Raw genomic sequence first — 19,045 nt, forward strand, 5'->3', positions numbered from 1 at the left:
CGGCTCATCCGGTGACCCTCAACTCCTCGATGCCCGCGGGCTTCTTCGCGTCCTTGGAGGTGACCGAGACCCGTACGTGCCGGAACGGCCTGCCGTCGTCTCCGGCCGGGTGCCAGTGCCTGCCGTCCGCCGAGACCTCCGTCCGGTGGCTCGCGGGCTTCTTGCCGTCCCACTGCGGGTCGACCGTGCCGCCCTTGACGGTGCGCGCCAGGCGCACCGTGAGCGAGCCCTTCCTGCCGTCCGGCCTCCAGGACGTGGCCGCGTTGCCGTCGACCGCGGCGCCCGCGTACATGCCGGGCTCCTCGGAGGAGGCGCGCGCGTCCCGGCACCGTGCGAGGTTCGGCGTCGGATCCAGGTCGGGGCGCCGGGTCTTGAGCACCGCGGGCGCGTCCCGGCTGACGATCTGCTCGCCCTGCGGCGTATCCAGGGTGAAGGGCTCACCGTCGGTGAGGCGGACGGTCGTCCGGTGCGCGCGCAGTTCGACGTCGTACGTACGACCCTGCCAGCGCTGCCCCTTGAGCGTCACACCGTCCCCGGCGAGCTGCGGCGGCAGCATCGGGTCGAGCTTCAGCTTGCCCTCCCGCAGCCTCTGCCCCGTCAGCCCGTGGGTGAAGACCTGGAGGAAGCCGCCCTTGCCGGTGACGAAGTCCTGCGCGGGCTGCCCCGAGTGCGGGTCGGCCGCGCCTGCCTTCCCGCCGCGCGCCTCGGAGAAGAGCGCGAAGGGGCTGCGTACGAACGGCTCGATGGAGCGCTTGAGATACGTGTACGCCGAGCAGCCGGGCTCGTCGTTCTGCGCGGCGTCGACGGCGTGCACGGAGTCCGTCATCGCGGGGCCGTCCGGGTCGGTGCGGGAGGCGTAGTAGTCGAGGGTCCGCCGGGCGTCGCCCTTGGACATCGGCCACTCCAGCGGGTATTGGAGCAGCACCGTGTCGGCCTGCTTGATGGTGGAGCCGCCGTAGCCGTCGTACTGCTCGAAGACCTTGTGCTTCTTGTCGTAGGGGATGCGCAGTTTGCCGGCGATCCTCGTCCACCGCGGCGGCGCCTTCTCGCCCAGCAGGCGCGCTGCGCGGGCCGCTTGGCGGAGGGCGGTCGCGGCACCGGCGTTGGTGAAGACGCCGTCGTCGACGCCGTTGCTGTACTCGTCGGGGCCAGCGATGTTCTTGACGGAGTAGCTGCCGTCGCCGTTCTTGTGAACGCGGCTCGCCCAGAACTCGGCGATGCCCTTCAGGACGGGCCACCCTCGCGCCCGCAGCCACCGGGTGTCACCGGTGGCGAGGTAGTACTGCCAGGTCGCGAGCGCGATGTCGCTCTGAAGGTGGTTCTGGGTGCGGCAGTGCGGCGGGTCCCAGCTGTGGCACTCCTTCCACAGGTCGCCGTCCCTGCCCGTGTTCCAGCCGTAGAACAGGCCGTCGTAGCCGAGCTTGCGGGCGTTGGCGCGGGCGCCCGCGCGCGTGCGGTAGCGGTAGTCCAGTACGGACTTGGCCAGGTCCGGGTGGCCGGAGAGCAGACCCGGGTACATCCACGTCTCCGCGTCCCAGAAGATCACGCCCGCGTAGTTGTCGCTGGTGAGGCCGGCGGGAGCGATGCTGTCGTCGCTGCCGCGCCTGCTGCTCGCCAGGAGCCCGTACTGGGCGGAGCGCAGCCACTTCTGCATCCCGGGACGGCCGGGCACCTGGATGTCGCTGCGCCACAGCCGCTTCCACGCGGCGGTGTGCGCGGTATGGATCCGCTCCCAGCCGCGCGCCGCCGCCCGGCGGGAGGTGTCGAGCGCGCTGCGCTCGGGGGTGCCGGAGGTGTGCGCGGTGTCCACGCCGACGTACTTGGTGAACTCGTACGTCCTGCCCCGGCGCGCGTCGAAGGAGAGGCCCTGCTTGGCGGTCAGCTTCCTGGCGGGGCCCGCCTTGCGTTCATCCGTCGCACGAACTCCCCGTCCGGGACGCAGGGTCGAGGCGACGGCGCCCTCGACCCTCGTGCCGTGCGTGCGGAAGGCGACGTCCATGGTCCGGGTCCTGCGGTCCCGCGTCTCGCGCCTGCCGTCCGTGCGGTCGCCGCCGCCCGTCTGCGAGACACGGCGCGCGCCGCGGCCGTCGAGGACGTCGGTGACGCCCGCCTTGCCGCTCCAGTGCGGGCGCATGCGGACGCGCACGGCACCGGAGTGGGCGTGCTCGCGGTCGGCGAGGACCTCGTACGTCAGGTCGGTGGCGCGGCCGTCCTTCGCGGTCCAGGTGAGCGAGGTGCGTACGACGCCGCGGCGCATGTCGAGGGACTGCCTGTAGTGCGAGATCCGCTTGGCGGGGGTGTCGGAGGAGAAGGTCTCGCCTGACTCTCCGCCCGTGGCGACGTTCAGGCCGGTCCAGGTGGGAAGGGCCGCCAGCGCCTGCTTGTCCTTGGCGGTCTTCTGGTTGTGCGCGTAGAGCCCGGCGACGAACGAGCCGTCGTAGCGCGGCGTGTACAGCGGCCAGCCGGACTTCTCGCCTCCCGCGCTGTAGCCCGACCCGGACGGTGCGATGCGCTGGCCGAGATAGCCGTTGCCCACGTACGCGCGGTAGCTGCCGCCCGGATCCTTCTCGTGCGAGGTGAGCACCCAGCCGTCCGGCCGGTCCGAGCCGGGCGGCGCGGCTGCGCGGCCGACCGCCCCCGGAGGGGCGGTCGTCGAGGACTGCGGCACCGCTGCGACGAGGGCGCAGGCGAGCAACGGAAGTGCCAGGCGGTGCAGGTTCCTTCTGGGGGCACCTCCCGTCGAAGCCCGGGGGAGGAACGAGTGGGGGTCCCCCCGGCGACGCGTGGGGGAAGGACGGCGTGGGGGTCCGAACATGCGCCGAACCTAGATTCGTGAACGCAACCGGTGCAACACTCCGCGCTTCTTCTCAGACCTTTGAACGCGATGTGCTGTCCGTCCCTACGCCGGCTGCCGGTTCCGTACCGCCCACGAAGACGCGCCACAGCCGCGCGTACTGCCCGTCGCGCGCCAGCAGTTCGCAGTGCGTGCCGTCCTCGACGATCCTCCCGTGGTCGAGCACCACGACCCTGTCGGCACGTGCGGCCGTCGTCAGCCGGTGTGCGACGACGAGCGTGGTGCGCCGCCCCGCGAGGCGGTCCGTCGCCTGGTTCACCAGTGACTCCGTCGCGAGGTCCAGCGCGGCGGTCGCCTCGTCGAGCAGCAGGATGTCGGGGTCGACCAGCTCCGCGCGTGCGAGCGCGATGAGCTGCCGCTGCCCGGCCGAGAGGTTGCGACCGCGCTCGGAGACGGGGTGCAGATAGCCGCCGGTGAGGGTCGCGATCATGTCGTGGGCGCCCACCGCCCTTGCCGCCGCCTCGACTTGGGCGTCGCTGGCGTCGCTGCGCCCGTAGGCGATGGCGTCGCGCACCGTGCCCGGGAAGAGGTACGGCTCCTGCGGTACGACGCCGAGCCGGTGCCGGTAGGCGGGCAGATCCAGCGTGCGCAGGTCCGCGCCGTCGACGAGCACCGCGCCCGTCGTCGGGTCGTAGAACCGGGCGACGAGCTTGACGAGGGTGGACTTGCCGGCGCCGGTCTCACCGACGAACGCGACCGTCTGCCCGGGCGGAACGGTCAGTTCGATGCCCGAGAGCGCCTCCTCCTCGTGCGTGCCTCCGTCCGCCGTGGCGTAGCGGAAGTGCACGTTCTCGAAGGTGATCCCGCCGCGCAGCTCCCCCGGGTCGACCGGGTCGGCGGGCGCGGGCGTCGTGGTCTCCTCGCGCAGCAGCTGCTGGATGCGGCCGAGCGCGACGGACGCCTGCTGGTAGCCGTCGAAGACCTGCGAGAGCTGCTGCACGGGCGAGAAGAACAGCTCGATGTAGAGGAGATACGCGACCAGCCCGCCCGCCGTGAGCGTCCCCTCGTCGATGCGTCCGGCGCCGACGACGAGGACACCGGCGGTGGCGAGCGAGGCGAGCAACTGCACGAAGGGGAAGTAGACCGAGATCAGCCACTGCCCGCGCACCCGCGCCTGCCGGTAGCCGTCGCTGCGCTCGGCGAACCGGGCGGTGCCGCGCCGCTCGCGGCGGAACGCCTGCACCATGCGCAGCCCCGCGACCGACTCCTGGAGGTCGGCGTTGACGACGCTGACGCGCTCCCGCGCCAGTTCGTACGCCTTGACGCTGTGCCGCCTGAAGTAGACCGTGCCGACGATCAGTATCGGCAGCGTCGCGAAGACGACCAGCGCCAGCTGCACGTCGAGCACGAAGAGGGCGACGAGGATTCCGAGGAACGTGAAGACCGAGACGACGGCCGTGACGAGGCCCGTCTGAAGGAACGTCGACAGCGCGTCCACGTCCGTCGTCATCCGGGTCATGACGGCACCGGCCAAGTGGCGCTCGTAGTAGTCGAGTCCGAGCCGTTGCAGCTGGGCGAAGATCTTCACCCGCAGCGCGTACAGGACGCGCTCGCCGGTGCGGCCCGTCAGCCGCATCGCGGCGTACTGCGCCGCCCACTGCCCGCTCACCACCGCGAGCGCGAGTGCCGACGCCGTCCACACCGCCCCCAGGGCCGCCTTCTGCACGCCGTCGTCGATGCCGTTGCGGATCAGTACGGGCAGCGCCAGCCCGAAGGCGGCGTCGAACGCGGCGAAGAGCAGCGCCACGGCCAGGGCCGCGCCGAAGCCGCGCAGCAGGCGCCGCAGCCCGTAGGACTCCTCGGCGCGCTCGGCGCGCTCCTCGTCCACCTCGGGCACGTCCTCGGCGGGCGGCAACGCGGCCACGCGGGCGAGGAGTTCGGGACTGCCGGGCATGGCGGCCATCTCCGCGGCGAAGCCGCCGGGGCGTCCGGCCTGGGCGCCGCCGAGGTCACCGCGTCCGTGTCCGGTGGCGGCGGCGCCGTCGGGCGAGGAGCCGTTCGGGCGCACCCAGAGCTCCGGCGTGATGCCGCCGCCCGCCGCGGAGCCGTCGGCCGCCGGGAGTTCGTGCAGCGCGCCGCCGGCCGCCGGGACGCCGTCGCGCGAGGCGGCGAGGCCCGCCGGGTCCCGCGTGACCTCGCCCAGCTCGTCGGGGTCGGTCAGCAGCCGGCGGTAGAGGGCACAGCGCTCCGTCAGCTCCTCGTGGGTGCCGACGTCCGCGAGGCGCCCGCGGTCCAGTACGGCGATCCGGTCGGCGAGGGCGAGCGTGGACTGCCGGTGCGCGATGAGCAGGGTCGTACGGCCCGCCATCACGCTGCGCAGCGCCTCGTGGATCTCGTACTCCACGTGCGCGTCGACCGCGGACGTCGCGTCGTCCAGCAGGAGCAGCCGCGGATCGGTGAGCACGGCGCGGGCGAGCGCGATGCGCTGGCGCTGGCCCCCGGAGAGGGTCAGGCCCTGCTCGCCTACGGTGGTGTCGTAGCCGTCGGGCAGTTCGCCGATGAAGCCGTCGGCCTGTGCGACGCGGGCGGCGGCGCGGATCTCCTCGTCGGTCGCGTCGGGTGCGCCGTAGGCGATGTTCTCGCGGATGGACTCGGAGAAGAGAAAGCTGTTCTCCGGCACGAGCCCGATCGCCGAGCGCAGCGACCCGATCGTCAGGTCGCGTACGTCGTGCCCGCCGACCCGCACGGCACCGCCCGTCACGTCGTAGTAGCGGGGCAGCAGCATCGCCAGGGTCGACTTGCCGCTGCCGCTGGATCCGACGACCGCGACGGTCTCGCCGGGCTCCACGCGCAGGCGGAAGCCGTCCAGGACGGTGCCGCGGGCGGCGGGCCGCGGGGAGGTGGGGGAGGTTTGGGACCCGCCGTCCTCGCCGGACTCGGCGGACTCGGTGGACTCGGTGGACTCGGCGGACGACCCGTCCTCGCCGGAGTCGTCCGTCCGCTCGTATCCGAAGCTGACGTCGTCGAACTCCACTGACGCCTCCGCGTCCGCGGGCAGCTCGCGCGCCCCGGGCCGCTCGGTCATCTGCGGCTCGGTGTCGATGAGTTCGTAGACCCGCTCGACGCCCGCCCGCGCCTGCTGCCCGACGGTCAGCATCATCGCGAGCATCCGCACCGGCCCGACGAGCTGCGCGAGGTAGGTGGAGAAGGCGACGAACGTGCCGAGCGTGATCTCCCCCCGCGTCGCCATCCAGCCGCCGAGCGCCAGCATCCCGACCTGCCCCAGCGAGGGCACGCTCTGGAGCGCGGGCGTGTAGCGGGAGTTGAGACGTACGGTGCGCAGCCGCGCGGCGAACAGCTCGCGGCTGATGTCGCGCAGCTTGCGCTTCTCCTGCTCCTCCTGCCCGAAGCCCTTCACCACGCGCACGCCGGTGACCGCGCCCTCGACGACGGAGGCGACGGCGCCGGCCTGCTGCTGCGCGTACCAGGTCGCCGGGAAGAGACGGGTGCGGCTGAGGTTGGCGATCCACCACAGCGCGGGGAAGACGGCGAGCGAGACGAGCGTGAGCATCGGGGAGAGGACGATCATCACGACGAGCGCCACCGCGAACAGCAGCACGTTCCCGATCATCATCGGAAGCATGAACAGCAGGCTCTGCACCAGCTGGAGATCGCTCGTGCCGCGTCCGACGACCTGACCGGTCGACAGCTCGTCCTGGCTGCGCCCGTCGAGTCGGATGATCGCCCGGTACATCTCGGTCCGCAGATCGTGCTGGACGTCGAGGGCGAGCCTGCCGCCGTAGTAGCGCCGCGCGAAGGTGAGGACGTAGACGGCCGCCGCGGCGAGCAGCAGCAGCCCGATCCACAGCGCGAGACCGCCCTCGCTGCCGACGACCACGTCGTCGATGATCACCTTGGTGAGCAGGGGGACGAGCGCCATGACTCCCATACCGGCCAGCGAGGCGCCGACGGCCAGCACGACGGCGCGCTTGTAGCGCCAGCAGTACGCGGCGAGGCGCCTGGCCCAGCCCTGAGGCGGCAGCTGAGCGCGCGGACCCGGCTCGCTCCCGGGAGCCTTCGCGTCCTTCGACTGCTGCAAGTCCTGTGGGCCCTGCGGCTCCTGGGCGTCCTTCGGGTCCTGCCGTTCTCCGGCCGGTTCCGTCCCCGTCGTCACCTGTGACCTCACCTTCCTTCCCACCGCGCTCGGCGCGAGGGGTGTCCCGCGCCGCGGTGCCGAAGGCTCCAACGTCGCGTGACGGGGGATTTCATCCCACCGCAACAATCCGCAACGAAGTCACGACTTTCGTCCTAAGGCCCGGGGACCAGGAGGAGAGGAGTGAGGAGAGGACCGGAGGAGACGGCTGGAGAAGAGAAGAGTCGGGCCGCAAAGAGAACCGGGGCGGCCCGGAGAGCGGGGGGCTCTCCCGACCGCCCCGGCGGGGACGTCCATGGAATGCTGACAGGTGGCACCCCCCACAGGGCCAGCGCTGTCGCCGTCATGTGTCGTCCCCATCCCGCGGGACCGCAGTGGGAAGTCTGTCGGGAACTTTCACGAGATGCACATCGACCGACCGGATTCAGTAACGTTGTGCGTTGAACCAGGTCCGCACAGTTACCGCTTACCGTCTGTGACTACCGTCACACGCACCGCTTCCACCAGCCATCTTCTTCCGGCCTGAAATCGACGGCCCGAGCACGGTGTGCAAGCAAGCGCGTACTCACCGTCCGCAATACGGCTGGAAACAGCCCCATGTACGTCTCTCGAACCACTTGTCGAGCCATAGTGCGCGGAACCGGCCCTGAGGCACACGCGGCCACTACCGCCCCGCCCGTCCCTCGGCGATCTGCCGCGCCATGACCGTCGTCAGTTCGTACGCCGTGTGCGAGGCGGCGACCGAAGTGATCTCCGCGTTGTCGTAGGCGGGGGCGACCTCGACCAGGTCGGCCGAGACGAGATGGCAGCCGGCGAGACCGCGGATGATCTCCAGCAGCTCGCGCGACGTGAGACCGCCGGCCTCGGGCGTGCCCGTCCCCGGCGCGTGTGCCGGGTCGAGGACGTCGATGTCCACCGAGACGTAGAGGGGCCTGTCGCCGACGCGCTGGCGCAGCTGGTCCGTCACCTCGTCGACGCCGCGGCGCATCACGTCGGCGGAGGTGACGATGCCGAAGCCCATCCGCTCGTCCTCGTCCAGGTCCTTCCGGCCGTAGAGCGGCCCGCGCGTGCCGACGTGTGAGACGGCCGAGGTGTCCAGCAGCCCCTCCTCGAACGCCCGGCGGAACGGGGTGCCGTGCGTGTACGCGGCGCCGAAGTAGGTGTCCCAGGTGTCCAGATGGGCGTCGAAGTGGAGGAGCGCGACCGGGCCGTGCTTCCGTACGACCGAACGCAGCAGCGGCAGCGCGATGGTGTGGTCGCCGCCGAGGGTCATCAGCCGCGCACCGCTGTCGAGCAGCCCGTCGGCGGCCTCCTGCACGGTCTCCACCGCCTCGCCGATGTCGAAGGGGTTCGCCGCGATGTCGCCCGCGTCCGCGACCTGCGCGAGCGCGAAGGGCGCGGCCTCCTGCGCCGGGTTGTACGGGCGCAGGAGCCGGGAGGCCTCGCGGATCGCGTTCCCGCCGAAGCGCGCTCCGGGGCGGTAGGAGACGCCGGAGTCGAAGGGGACGCCGACGACCGCCACGTCCGCGGTGCCGCCGGTCTCGTCCAGGCGCGGCAGCCGCGCGAACGTCGCGGGTCCCGCGTAGCGCGGTACCCGCGAGCTGTCCACCGGACCGACGGGTTCCGGGCGCGCCGCCTGCGCTGCCTGGCCGGTCTGCCGGAAAGGCTGCTCCTGTTGTCCCTGCTGCTGGGGCTGTCCGTGCTGCTGGGGCTGCTGCTCGGCTGGGCTCATGGCGGCGAGGGTAGACGCCGGGGAACCCGCCCTTCGTTGGACGTAACCGGAAGTGCGGGAGGCCGAGTTGTCCGCCGCGTACAGGTGTGCCGTGAGCCGGACCGGCGCGCGGCGATCCCGGGCGCGCCTGCCTGGGCCCGCGCCGCAGGGGTCACAATGGCCGCATGCCCATATTCGCTCCCGCCTCCGCACCGTCGAGATCCGAACTGACAGAGCACCTCGTACGCACCCGAATCGCCGGCGACGTGGCCACGCCCCGCGAGAACAACCTCTCCCACTACCGCAAACTCGCCAACGGCGACCGGCACTACTGGCTCGGCCTCGAACTGGGCGACCGCTGGGAGGACGAGCAGGACGTGCTGGCGGTGATGGCCGAGCGCTGCGGCGTCATCGACGACCCGGACCACCGCAGCGGCCAGGACACCATCGACCCGGAGATGACCGTGGGCGCCCTGGACCGGGCGGCGGCCGAACTGCGCAAGGCGGCGGAGGGGCGGCGCCGCGTGCTCCTCGCGACGGGGCACCCGGGCGCACTGCTCGACATGCACGGGGCGTTCGCGCAGGCGCTGCACGAGGCAGGCTGCGACATCGTCCGCGTACCGGAGGGCACATACACGGACGACGGTGTCGTGGTGCAGTTCGGCGGCGTGGCGGTGCACGAGCGGGGCGCGTCTCTCTGGCACACCCACTCCCCCGCGCCCATGGCGGCGGTGCTGGAGCGGCTGCGGCAGACCGGGGAACCGCTGCCGGACCTCGTCGTCGCCGACCACGGCTGGGCGGGATACGCGGGCCAGCAGGGCATCGACACGGTGGGCTTCGCGGACTGCAACGACCCGGCGCTCTTCCTCGGCGAGGCCGAGGACACCCTCGCGGTCACCGTGCCGCTCGACGACCACGTCGCCGACCCGCGCTTCTACGAGCCCCTCACCTCCTATCTGCTGGCCGCCGCGCGGTCCGGTACGGAGTGAGCGCGGACGGGCGGCCCGCGCGGGAAAACCCGTTGCCCCGCTCGGCCGCGCCCGCCTAGCGTCGTGACCATGTCCGCACCCGTCCAGGCGATCACCAACGGTGCGCGCGCCGACGCGCAGGGGGTGCCTTCCATGTCCGAAGGGTCATGGGTCAACTCCCGCTGGGGCTGCCCCCAGCTGGTCATCCGCCCGCGCGCCCGGCGCCCGGCCCTGGCCATCCGCCAGGACGCCTGAGGCGCACCCCGGCTTCCGGCCTCAACCCGGCGTCTGATTCCGGCCGTTCCGGCTCCCGCCGGTTCATACGGCCGGGTCGGTCTGTCCGGTCACGCCGGTTCCTCCGGCCTCCGCGACGGCAGCTCCCTCTGCCCGCGGCCCGCTGCCGTACCACCCGCCTCCGCGACGCGTCCGCGGTCTGTGCCCAGGGCCTCCGGTGTCCCCATCGACCGGACAGGCCCGGCGGAGTCGTGCCGTAAGAACCGTGCCGTGAAGTCGTGCCGTGGAGCCGCCCCGTACAGCCCTTGTACGGCGCGCGGTTCACGTCGCCGCTTCACGTCACGACGTCACGTCGCGCACGCACGCGGACGCATACGTGACCCCCGCGCCCGCTGCGCTGCCGCGCCTGTCCTCACACACCAGAGGACTTCGCCGTGGCACGCCGCCGCAAGACGCTCTCCCAGAACTTCCTCCACGACCCCGCCGCCGTCCGGCGCATCGTCCGCGCCGGCGCGCTGCGCCCCGACTCGCTCGTCGTCGAACCCGGCGCCGGACAGGGGGTGTTGACGCGGCAGCTGGCCACCGGCGGCCGCCGCGTCATCGCGTACGAGATCGACCCCCGGCTCGCCGCACACCTCCGCCGCCGCCTCGGCGACCTGCCCGGACTGCGCCTGGTCCAGGGCGACTTCCTGCGATCCCGGGCACCGCGCGAGCCGTTCGCCGTGGTGGGGAACATCCCGTACTCCCGCACCACCGACATCGTCCGCTGGTGCCTCGCCGCACCGCATCTGACGTCGGCGACGCTTCTCACACAGCTCGAATACGCCCGCAAGTACACGGGCGGATGGGGGCGTTGGCCGCTGCTGACGGTGAGCACGTGGCCGGAGTTCGAGTGGCGGCGGGCAGGCCGCGTGGGGCGCGAGTCGTTCACGCCGGTGCCCCGGACCGACTCCGCGGTGCTGCGCATCGACCGGCGGGCCCGGCCGCTGCTGCCCCGTCAACGGCTGCCCGTCTACCGGGACTTCGTCGCGCACGGCTTCACCGGGGTCGGCGGCTCGCTCGCGGCGACGCTGTCGCGGCGGCACCGCACGGCACGGGTGCGCGCCGCCTTCGCACGCGCGGGAGTCGACGCCTCCGCCCCCGTGGGGCTGGTGAGCCCGCACCACTGGCTCACGCTCTTCGCGGAGCTCGACGGCGGCTGAAGCCGGCGGCCTCGCCGCCCGCGGGTCCCGCCTCCGTCTCCCCCGTCTCCCCTTCCGTCCGCCAACGCGCCTCCGCGCGGCGTCACTTCTCGTCGCGCGGGACCCGTACGACGCCCTCCTGGATCACCGACACCGCGAGCCGCCCGTCACGCGTGAAGATCCGCCCGTTGGCCAGGCCCCGGCCGCCCTGCGAGGTCGGGCTGACCTGGTCGTACAGGAGCCATTCGTCGGCGCGGAAGGGCCGGTGGAACCACATCGCGTGGTCGAGGCTCGCCCCGACCACGTCGCCGACCGCCCAGCCGCCCCGCCCGTGCGCCAGCAGCACCGAGTCGAGCAGCGTCATGTCGGAGACGTACGTCGCCAGGCAGATGTGCAGCATCGGATGGTCGAGCGGCCCGTCCAGCTTGCCGTTCGTGCGGAACCAGACCTGCGAGAGCGGCTCGCGCGGCTTGCCCGCGCTGGCGAACGGAGGCTCGCGCACGTACCGCAGGTCGACGGCGGCGCGCGCCTTCATCAGCCGCTGCGGCACCTCGGAGCCCCCGAAGAGCTCCGCGTACCGGGGCATCATGTCCTCGGCCGTCGGCAGCGTTTCGGGGTCGGGCGCATCCGGCATCGGCACCTGGTGTTCGAGCCCTTCCTCGTACGTCTGGAAGGAGCTCGACAGGTGGAAGATCGGCTGCCCGTGCTGGACGGCGACGACGCGGCGGGTGGTGAAGGAGCGCCCGTCGCGGATGCGGTCGACCGTGTAGACGATCGGTGCGCCAGGGTCGCCGGAGCGCAGGAAGTACGAGTGCAGGGAGTGCGGCAGGCGGCCGTCGGGGACCGTACGGCAGGCGGCGACGAGCGCCTGCGCGGCGACCTGCCCGCCGAACACCCGTGGGACGACGGCCTCCCGGCTGTCGCCCCGGTAGATGTCCTGCTCGACCCGCTCCAGATCGAGCAGGTCGACCAGGGACGTCAGTTCGTTGCTCATGCCGGCGATTGTGCACGCGGGGTGCTACGTGCGTTTACGGCGCAGATCACAATCCGGAGCGAAGCGTTCCGGGTCACAGCGACCCGGCCCGAGCCGGACCCGCCCGCTCTGCCGCGGCTCACGCTCGCCTCGCCTGCGCCGGTGGCCACCGGTCACAGCCCCATGGACTTGGCCACGATCGAGCGCATGACCTCGCTCGTGCCGCCGTAGATCCGCGAGACGCGGGTGTCGGCGTACAGACCGGCGATCGGGTACTCCAGCATGTAGCCGTAACCGCCGTGCAGCTGAAGGCACTTGTCGATGACGCGGGCCGCGAGCTCCGTGGTGAACAGCTTCGCGGAGGCGGCGTCGGCGGGCGTCAACTCGTCGGCGTCCAGGGCCTCCAGAGCGCGGTCGCACACGGCCTGCATGGCGTCGACGTCGGCCTTGCAGTCGGCCAGCACGAACTTGGTGTTCTGGAACGAGGCGACCTCGCGGCCGAAGACCGTGCGCTCGTTCACGTACTCGTGCGCGAACCGCACCGCCGCCGCGGACATCGCGTACGCCCCGATGGCGATGCCCAGCCGCTCCTGCGGCAGGTTGTGCGTGAGGTAGGTGAACGCCTTGCCGGGCTCGCCGAGCATGTCCTCGACCGGCACCTTGACGTCGGTGAAGGAGAGTTCGGCGGTGTCGGAGGCGCGCAGGCCCAGCTTGTCGAGCTTCCTGCCGACCGCGTACCCCTCGCTCTTGGCGTCGACGACGAGGATGGATATCCCCCCGCGCCTGTCCTCGGGGTCGGGGGGCGACGTACGGCAGCACACCAGCACCCGGTCGGCCTGGACGCCGCCCGTGATGAAGGTCTTGGCGCCGTTGAGCACGTAGTGCTGGCCGTCGGAGGAGAGCCTGGCCGTCGTCTTCATGCCCGCGAGGTCGGAGCCGGTGCCGGGCTCGGTCATGGCGATGGCGGTCATCATGTCGCCGGAGACGAAGGAGGGAAGCCAGCGCCGCTTCTGCTCCTCGTTCCCGTACTTGAGGATGTACGGGAGGCAGAGCGCCGTGTGCACGCTGGAGCCGCCGAAGCTGACGCCGGCCCGCGCGCACTCCTCGGTGATCACCGCGTTGAACTTGAAGCTCTTCTCACCCGCGCCGCCGTACTCCTCCGGCACCTCGATGCCGAAGACGCCCAGCTCGCCGAGCTTCTTGTAGAAGTCCCTCGGGACATAGCCCTGTTCGGCCCACTCCTGGTAGTGGGGTACGGCCTCGGCCTGGATGAAGTCCCGGATGGTCTGACGGAATGCCTCGTGGTCCTCGTCGAACACCGTGCGTCGCACTGGCCCGCCTCCTTCGATCCCGCTGTGTCGCGCGCGGCCGCCCGGCTCCGGGCCTTGGCTAAGCGCTTGCTCAGCCAACAAGCTACCCAACGGTCAGCTGCGCCGTCCAGAGGTGTTACCCGCGGCAGCAGGCGCGGACCCGTCGGCGGAACGAACACCTCCGCTCTGTGCGGGGGCGGCGGCCAGCGCGCCGCGCGCCAGGCGGTGCAGCAAGGCGGCCGTGGTCTCGCGGTCGGGCAGGGCGGACGAACCGCTCAGGTGGGGCGTGGAGTTGAGCAGCCCGAAGACGGTGTGCACCGCGACGCGGGCCTCCAGCGCCGTCAGCTCCGGATAGATCGCACGCACGGCGTCCACCCACAGCTCGACGTACTGCCGCTGGAGCTTGCGCACCTGCTTGCGGTCGCTCTCCCGGAGCCTGTCCAGCTCGCGGTCGTGGAGGGTGATCAGCGAGCGGTCGTCCAGGGCGAAGTCGATGTGGCCGGCGATCAGCGCGTCGAGCGCGGCCTCGGGCGCGAGCCCGGCCGCCGCCGACTCCTCCACCCGCATCCGGCCGCCCTCGTGCAGCCGCTCGCTGATGCCGACGAGGAGCTCGGCGAGCATGGCGTCCTTGCCCGCGAAGTGGCGGTAGAGACCGGGGCCGCTGATGCCGACGGCGGCTCCTATCTCGTCGACTCCGACTCCGTGGAATCCGCGCTCGGCGAAGAGACGGGCAGCCTCCCGCAGGATCTGCTCGCGGCGGGTGGGGGCGGGCCCCGTCTGCGTGCTCATGAGTCCATTCTAGACAGGACGGTTAGCGAGCGTTAACCTTGAGGGCGGTGGTTAATGGACGTTAACCACCGGTCATCGACCACCGGCGACAAGGCCGCCGGTTCCGGGCGGTCCGGCGAGCAGAGGCGAGGGGGCGCGACGTGAGGCACGAGCAGCCGCAGGAGTCCGGGGAGGCCGCGGCGCCGGCGCTGGTCAGCGGCATCGACCCGGCGTCGGAGGCCTGCCGGGCGAACGAGGCCGCGCACCGCGAGCTGGCCTCCCAGCTGCGCGAGAAGCTGGCGGCCGCCCGGCTGGGCGGCGGCGAGCGGGCCCGGTCGCGCCACACGGCGCGCGGCAAGCTCCTCCCGCGCGACCGTGTGGACGCACTGCTCGACCCCGGCTCCGCCTTCCTGGAGATCGCGCCGCTCGCGGCGGAGGGGATGTACGGCGGGGCGGCCCCGGCGGCGGGCGTCATCGCCGGGATCGGAAGGGTCTCCGGGCGCGAGGCCGTCGTCATCGCCAACGACGCCACGGTCAAGGGCGGCACGTACTACCCGATGACGGTGAAGAAGCATCTGCGCGCCCAGGAGATCGCCCTGGAGAACAGGCTGCCGTGCGTCTATCTCGTCGACTCCGGCGGCGCGTTCCTCCCCATGCAGGACGACGTCTTCCCCGACCGGGAGCACTTCGGCCGGATCTTCTACAACCAGGCCCGCATGTCGGGCGCGGGCGTTCCGCAGATCGCGGCGGTGCTGGGCTCGTGCACGGCGGGCGGCGCGTATGTGCCGGCGATGAGCGACGAGGCGGTGATCGTGCGAGGGCAGGGCACGATCTTCCTCGGCGGCCCGCCGCTGGTGAAGGCCGCCACGGGCGAGGTCGTGACCGCCGAGGAGCTGGGCGGTGGCGAGGTGCACAGCCGGATCTCCGGCGTGACGGACCATCTCGCCGAGGACGACGCGCATGCCCTGCGCATCGTCCGCCACATCGCGAGCACCCTGCCCGGGCGCGGTCCGCTGCCGTGGTCGGTGCGCGCGCCGCAGCCGCCCGCCGTCGACCCCTCGGGGATCTACGGGGCGGTGCCCGTCGACTCCCGCACGCCCTACGACGTGCGGGAGGTGATCGCGCGCGTGGTCGACGGCTCCCGATTCCAGGAGTTCAAGGCCGAGTTCGGCACGACGCTGGTCACCGGCTTCGCCCGCGTCCACGGCCATCCGGTCGGCATCGTCGCCAACAACGGCATCCTCTTCTCCGAATCGGCCCAGAAGGGCGCCCACTTCATCGAGCTGTGCGACCAGCGCGGCATCCCCCTGCTCTTCCTTCAGAACATCTCCGGCTTCATGGTCGGGCGCGACTACGAGGCGGGCGGCATCGCCAAGCACGGCGCGAAGATGGTGACGGCCGTGGCGTGTACGAGGGTGCCGAAGCTGACGGTCGTCATAGGCGGTTCGTACGGGGCGGGGAACTACTCGATGTGCGGCCGCGCCTACGGCCCCCGCTTCCTGTGGATGTGGCCGAACGCCAAGATCTCGGTGATGGGCGGCGAGCAGGCCGCGGCCGTCCTGGCGACCGTCAAGCGCGACCAGATGGAGGCGCGCGGCGAGGAGTGGAGCGCCGAGGAGGAGGCGGAGTTCCGCGCCCCGGTTCGCGCGCAGTACGAGGAGCAGGGCAACGCCTACTACGCCACGGCCCGGCTCTGGGACGACGGGGTGATCGACCCGCTGGAGACGCGGACGGTGCTGGGTCTCGCGCTCACCGCGTGCGCCAACGCACCGCTGCCGGCGAAGGATCCGGCGGAGCCCGCTTTCGGCGTTTTCCGTATGTGAGGGGCTGGACAGTGACCATGTTCGACACCGTGCTGGTTGCCAACCGCGGCGAGATCGCGGTGCGCGTGATCCGTACTCTGCGGCAGCTGGGCATCGCCTCGGTCGCCGTCTTCAGCGACGCGGACGCCGACGCCCGCCATGTGCGGGAGGCGGACGAGGCCGTGCGCATCGGGCCCGCGGCGGCGGCCTCCAGCTATCTCTCGGCCGAGCGGCTGCTGGAGGCGGCGGCACGCAGCGGCGCGCAGGCCGTCCACCCGGGGTATGGCTTCCTCGCGGAGAACGCCCCCTTCGCGCAGGCCTGTTCGGACGCGGGGCTGGTCTTCGTCGGCCCGCCGGCCGCGGCCATAGAGCTGATGGGCGACAAGATCCGCGCGAAGGAGACGGTGTGGGAGGCGGGCGTCCCCGTCGTCCCCGGTTCGTCCGGCTGGGGGCTCGGCGACGCCGAACTCGCCGCCGCCGCACGGGAGATCGGCATGCCGGTGCTGCTGAAGCCCTCCGCGGGCGGCGGCGGCAAGGGCATGCGGCTCGTGCGTGAGGAGCGAGCGCTGACGGAGGAGATCGCGGCCGCGCGGCGTGAGGCCCTCGGCTCGTTCGGCGACGACACGCTGCTCGTGGAGCGCTGGATCGACTCCCCCCGCCACATCGAGATCCAGATCCTCGCGGACGGGCACGGCAACGTCGTGCACCTCGGCGAGCGCGAGTGCTCCCTCCAGCGCCGCCACCAGAAGATCATCGAGGAGGCGCCGAGCCCGCTGCTCGACGAGGCGACCCGCGCGGCGATGGGCGAGGCCGCGGTCGACGCCGCCCGCTCCTGCGGGTACCGGGGCGCGGGCACGGTCGAGTTCATCGTCCCGGGCGGCGAGCCGTCACCGCGCGGGGACGGCGCCCAACGCCCGTACTACTTCATGGAGATGAACACCCGCCTCCAAGTCGAGCATCCCGTGACGGAGATGATCACGGGCCTGGATCTCGTCGAGTGGCAGCTGCGGGTCGCCGCCGGGGAGCCGCTGCCCTTCGACCAGTCGGGCATCTCGCTGAACGGCCACGCGATCGAGGCGCGCATCTGCGCCGAGGTGGCCCTCCCGCACACCGGAGCCAGGGCGGATGCCCGTGGCGAAGAGGACGGCGGCAGGGTCGACTTCCTGCCCTCGGCGGGCACGGTGCTGCTGCTCCGGGAGGCCGAGGGCCACGGCGTGCGGACGGACTCCGGGCTGCTGCCGGGCACGGAGGTCGGCACGACGTACGACCCGATGCTCGCCAAGGTCATCGCCCACGGCCCGGACCGGCCCACCGCGCTGCGCAGGCTGCGGGCGGCCCTCGCGGAGACGACGGTGCTCGGCGTGGAGACCAACACCGGTTTCCTGCGGCGGCTCGCGGCACATCCCGATGTGGCGGCGGGCGCTCTCGACACGGGGCTGGTGGACCGCGCGGCGGCGTCCCTGGTGCCGCGGCGGATTCCCGAGGAGATCTACGCCGCGGCGGCCTTGCTGCGCCAGGCGGAGCTGGAGCCGGGGCCCGCCGCCTCGGGCTGGACGGACCCGTTCTCCGTGCCCTCGGGCTGGCGCCTCGGCGGCGAACCGGCCTGGACGGTGCACCACTTGCGCGCGCCGGGGCACGACCCGGTCGCCGTCCAAGTACGGGGGCGGGCTCGCGGCGACGATCCCCACGGCGTGCGGATTCGAGTCGGCGACGGCGAGCCGCACACGGCGCGGCTCGGTGCCGGAGCCGGGCCGGACGGGCTGCTCGTCGAATGGGACGGAGCCACCGTCCGGCTGGCCCACGCGCGTTCCGGTTCGGGCCACTGGCTCGGCCGCGACGGCGACAGCTGGCACATACAGGATCACGACCCGGTGGCGGCCGCTCTCCGCGGCGGCGCGGGAGCGCACGGCGCGGACGCACTGACCGCGCCCATGCCCGGCACGGTCACGGTGGTCAAGGCCGCGACCGGCGAGAAGGTGACGGCGGGCCAGAGCCTGCTCGTCGTGGAGGCGATGAAGATGGAACACGTGATCACCGCCCCGTACGACGGCACGGTCACCGAGCTGGACGTCACGGCGGGAAGCACCGTCGCCATGGACCAGGTGCTGGCGGTCGTGGAGCCGCACCCCGCGGACGGCGGAACCGACGGCGCCGAGGAGGCGACGGCATGATCGAGGGCCTGCCCATGCGCTTCACCGGCGACGGCCTGCCGTCCGAGGTGCGGATCCACGAAGTCGGCCCGCGGGACGGCCTCCAGAACGAACAGGCGACCGTCCCCGTCGAGGTGAAGTCCGAGTTCATCCACCGGTTGCGCGATGCGGGGCTGGGGACCATCGAGGCGACGAGCTTCGTGCACCCCAAGTGGGTTCCCCAACTCGCCGACGCAGAAGAGCTGATGCCGCTGCTCGGCGACCTTCCTCCGGACCTGCGTCTGCCCGTGCTGGTGCCCAACTCGCGCGGCCTGGAGCGCGCCGTCGCCCACGGCTGCCGGCACATCGCCGTCTTCGCGAGCGCCACGGAGTCGTTCGCCAGGGCCAACCTCAACCGCTCGCTGGACGAGTCCCTGGCGATGTTCGAGCCGGTGGTCACCCGCGCCAAGGCGGAGCGGCAGTGGGTGCGCGGCTATGTGTCCATGTGCTTCGGCGACCCGTGGGAGGGCGCCGTCCCGCCCGCCCAGGTCGTCCGGGTCTGCCGCGCGCTGCTGGACATGGGGTGCGACGAGCTGAGCCTCGGCGACACCATCGGCGTCGCCACGCCCGGCCATGTCGCGGCGCTGCTCGGCGAGTTGGCCGCCGCGGGCGTGCCCGCCGCCCGTACCGCGGTCCACTTCCACGACACCTACGGCCAGGCCCTGTCCAACACGCTCACCGCGCTCCAGCACGGCGTCACCACCGTCGACGCCTCCGCGGGCGGCCTCGGCGGCTGCCCGTACGCCAAGAGCGCCACCGGCAATCTCGCCACCGAGGACCTCGTCTGGATGCTGCAAGGCCTGGGCATCGAGACGGGCGTCGATCTCGCCCGTCTGACGGCCACAAGCAGCTGGATGGCGGACCGGCTGGGGCGCCCCAGCCCCTCACGCACCGTGCGAGCGCTCACCGGCGCGGACACCGGTGCCGGCTCCCGACCGAACTCCCACAAGGAGCAGTGACCA

At 72.3% G+C, this 19,045-nt stretch carries 12 protein-coding genes; 6 read left to right on the forward strand and 6 right to left on the reverse strand.

All coding sequences use genetic code 11. The features are described from left to right. Window positions 1-4 precede the first annotated feature (4 nt). The 3 genes from QQM67_RS20410 to speB all read right to left on the reverse strand — a co-directional run bounded on the left by QQM67_RS20410 (window position 5) and on the right by speB (window position 8,679). The gene (locus QQM67_RS20410; protein ID WP_399067219.1) at window positions 5-2,815 is read right to left on the reverse strand and encodes a glycosyl hydrolase family 65 protein; all 2,811 of its coding nucleotides are present in this window, start codon (window positions 2,813-2,815) and stop codon (window positions 5-7) included. Between the two features lie 52 nt (window positions 2,816-2,867). After that, on the reverse strand, window positions 2,868-6,836 hold the full coding sequence (locus tag QQM67_RS20415; RefSeq protein WP_314175629.1) for an ABC transporter ATP-binding protein: 3,969 nt from the start codon (window positions 6,834-6,836) through the stop codon (window positions 2,868-2,870). Between the two features lie 775 nt (window positions 6,837-7,611). Further along, complete coding sequence (gene speB / locus QQM67_RS20420; protein ID WP_314175415.1) at window positions 7,612-8,679, reverse strand: agmatinase; 1,068 nt, start codon at window positions 8,677-8,679, stop codon at window positions 7,612-7,614. 164 nt (window positions 8,680-8,843) lie between these two features. On the opposite strand from speB, the gene QQM67_RS20425 reads away from it, so the two are divergent. The 3 genes from QQM67_RS20425 to erm all read left to right on the forward strand — a co-directional run bounded on the left by QQM67_RS20425 (window position 8,844) and on the right by erm (window position 11,062). Beyond that, window positions 8,844-9,647 (forward strand): phosphatase, encoded by an 804-nt coding sequence (locus QQM67_RS20425; protein ID WP_314175416.1) that lies wholly within the window; start codon window positions 8,844-8,846, stop codon window positions 9,645-9,647. Between the two features lie 69 nt (window positions 9,648-9,716). After that, the gene (locus QQM67_RS20430) at window positions 9,717-9,881 is read left to right on the forward strand and encodes a hypothetical protein (RefSeq protein WP_314175417.1); all 165 of its coding nucleotides are present in this window, start codon (window positions 9,717-9,719) and stop codon (window positions 9,879-9,881) included. A 413-nt stretch (window positions 9,882-10,294) separates the two neighbouring features. After that, complete coding sequence (gene erm, locus QQM67_RS20435) at window positions 10,295-11,062, forward strand: ErmE/ErmH/ErmO/ErmR family 23S rRNA (adenine(2058)-N(6))-methyltransferase (protein WP_314175418.1); 768 nt, start codon at window positions 10,295-10,297, stop codon at window positions 11,060-11,062. Between the two features lie 82 nt (window positions 11,063-11,144). On the opposite strand, the gene QQM67_RS20440 is transcribed toward erm, so the two are convergent. From QQM67_RS20440 to QQM67_RS20450, 3 genes are all read right to left on the reverse strand, one after another. Next, entirely contained in the window at window positions 11,145-12,035 is an 891-nt protein-coding gene (locus QQM67_RS20440; RefSeq protein WP_314175419.1) for an acyl-CoA thioesterase, read from the reverse strand. Between the two features lie 152 nt (window positions 12,036-12,187). Then, the gene (locus QQM67_RS20445) at window positions 12,188-13,345 is read right to left on the reverse strand and encodes an acyl-CoA dehydrogenase family protein (protein ID WP_314175420.1); all 1,158 of its coding nucleotides are present in this window, start codon (window positions 13,343-13,345) and stop codon (window positions 12,188-12,190) included. Window positions 13,346-13,438: 93 nt separating this feature from the next. Further along, window positions 13,439-14,113, reverse strand: a complete 675-nt coding sequence (locus tag QQM67_RS20450; RefSeq protein WP_314175421.1) for an SACE_7040 family transcriptional regulator — start codon at window positions 14,111-14,113, stop codon at window positions 13,439-13,441. Between the two features lie 140 nt (window positions 14,114-14,253). On the opposite strand from QQM67_RS20450, the gene QQM67_RS20455 reads away from it, so the two are divergent. The 3 genes from QQM67_RS20455 to QQM67_RS20465 are packed head-to-tail and all read left to right on the forward strand — an operon-like array spanning window position 14,254 to window position 19,042. Beyond that, entirely contained in the window at window positions 14,254-15,915 is a 1,662-nt protein-coding gene (locus tag QQM67_RS20455; protein ID WP_399067223.1) for a carboxyl transferase domain-containing protein, read from the forward strand. Between the two features lie 17 nt (window positions 15,916-15,932). Continuing rightward, window positions 15,933-18,065 (forward strand): acetyl/propionyl/methylcrotonyl-CoA carboxylase subunit alpha, encoded by a 2,133-nt coding sequence (locus tag QQM67_RS20460; protein ID WP_314175631.1) that lies wholly within the window; start codon window positions 15,933-15,935, stop codon window positions 18,063-18,065. Next, window positions 18,062-19,042, forward strand: coding sequence for a hydroxymethylglutaryl-CoA lyase (locus QQM67_RS20465; protein ID WP_314175422.1), 981 nt, complete (start codon window positions 18,062-18,064; stop codon window positions 19,040-19,042). Before QQM67_RS20460 ends, QQM67_RS20465 begins: the two co-directional genes overlap by 4 nt. Window positions 19,043-19,045: the final 3 nt, after the last annotated feature.

Source organism: Streptomyces winkii, assembly GCF_032248595.1.
In the GTDB taxonomy this organism is placed as follows: Bacteria; Actinomycetota; Actinomycetes; order Streptomycetales; family Streptomycetaceae; genus Streptomyces; species Streptomyces winkii.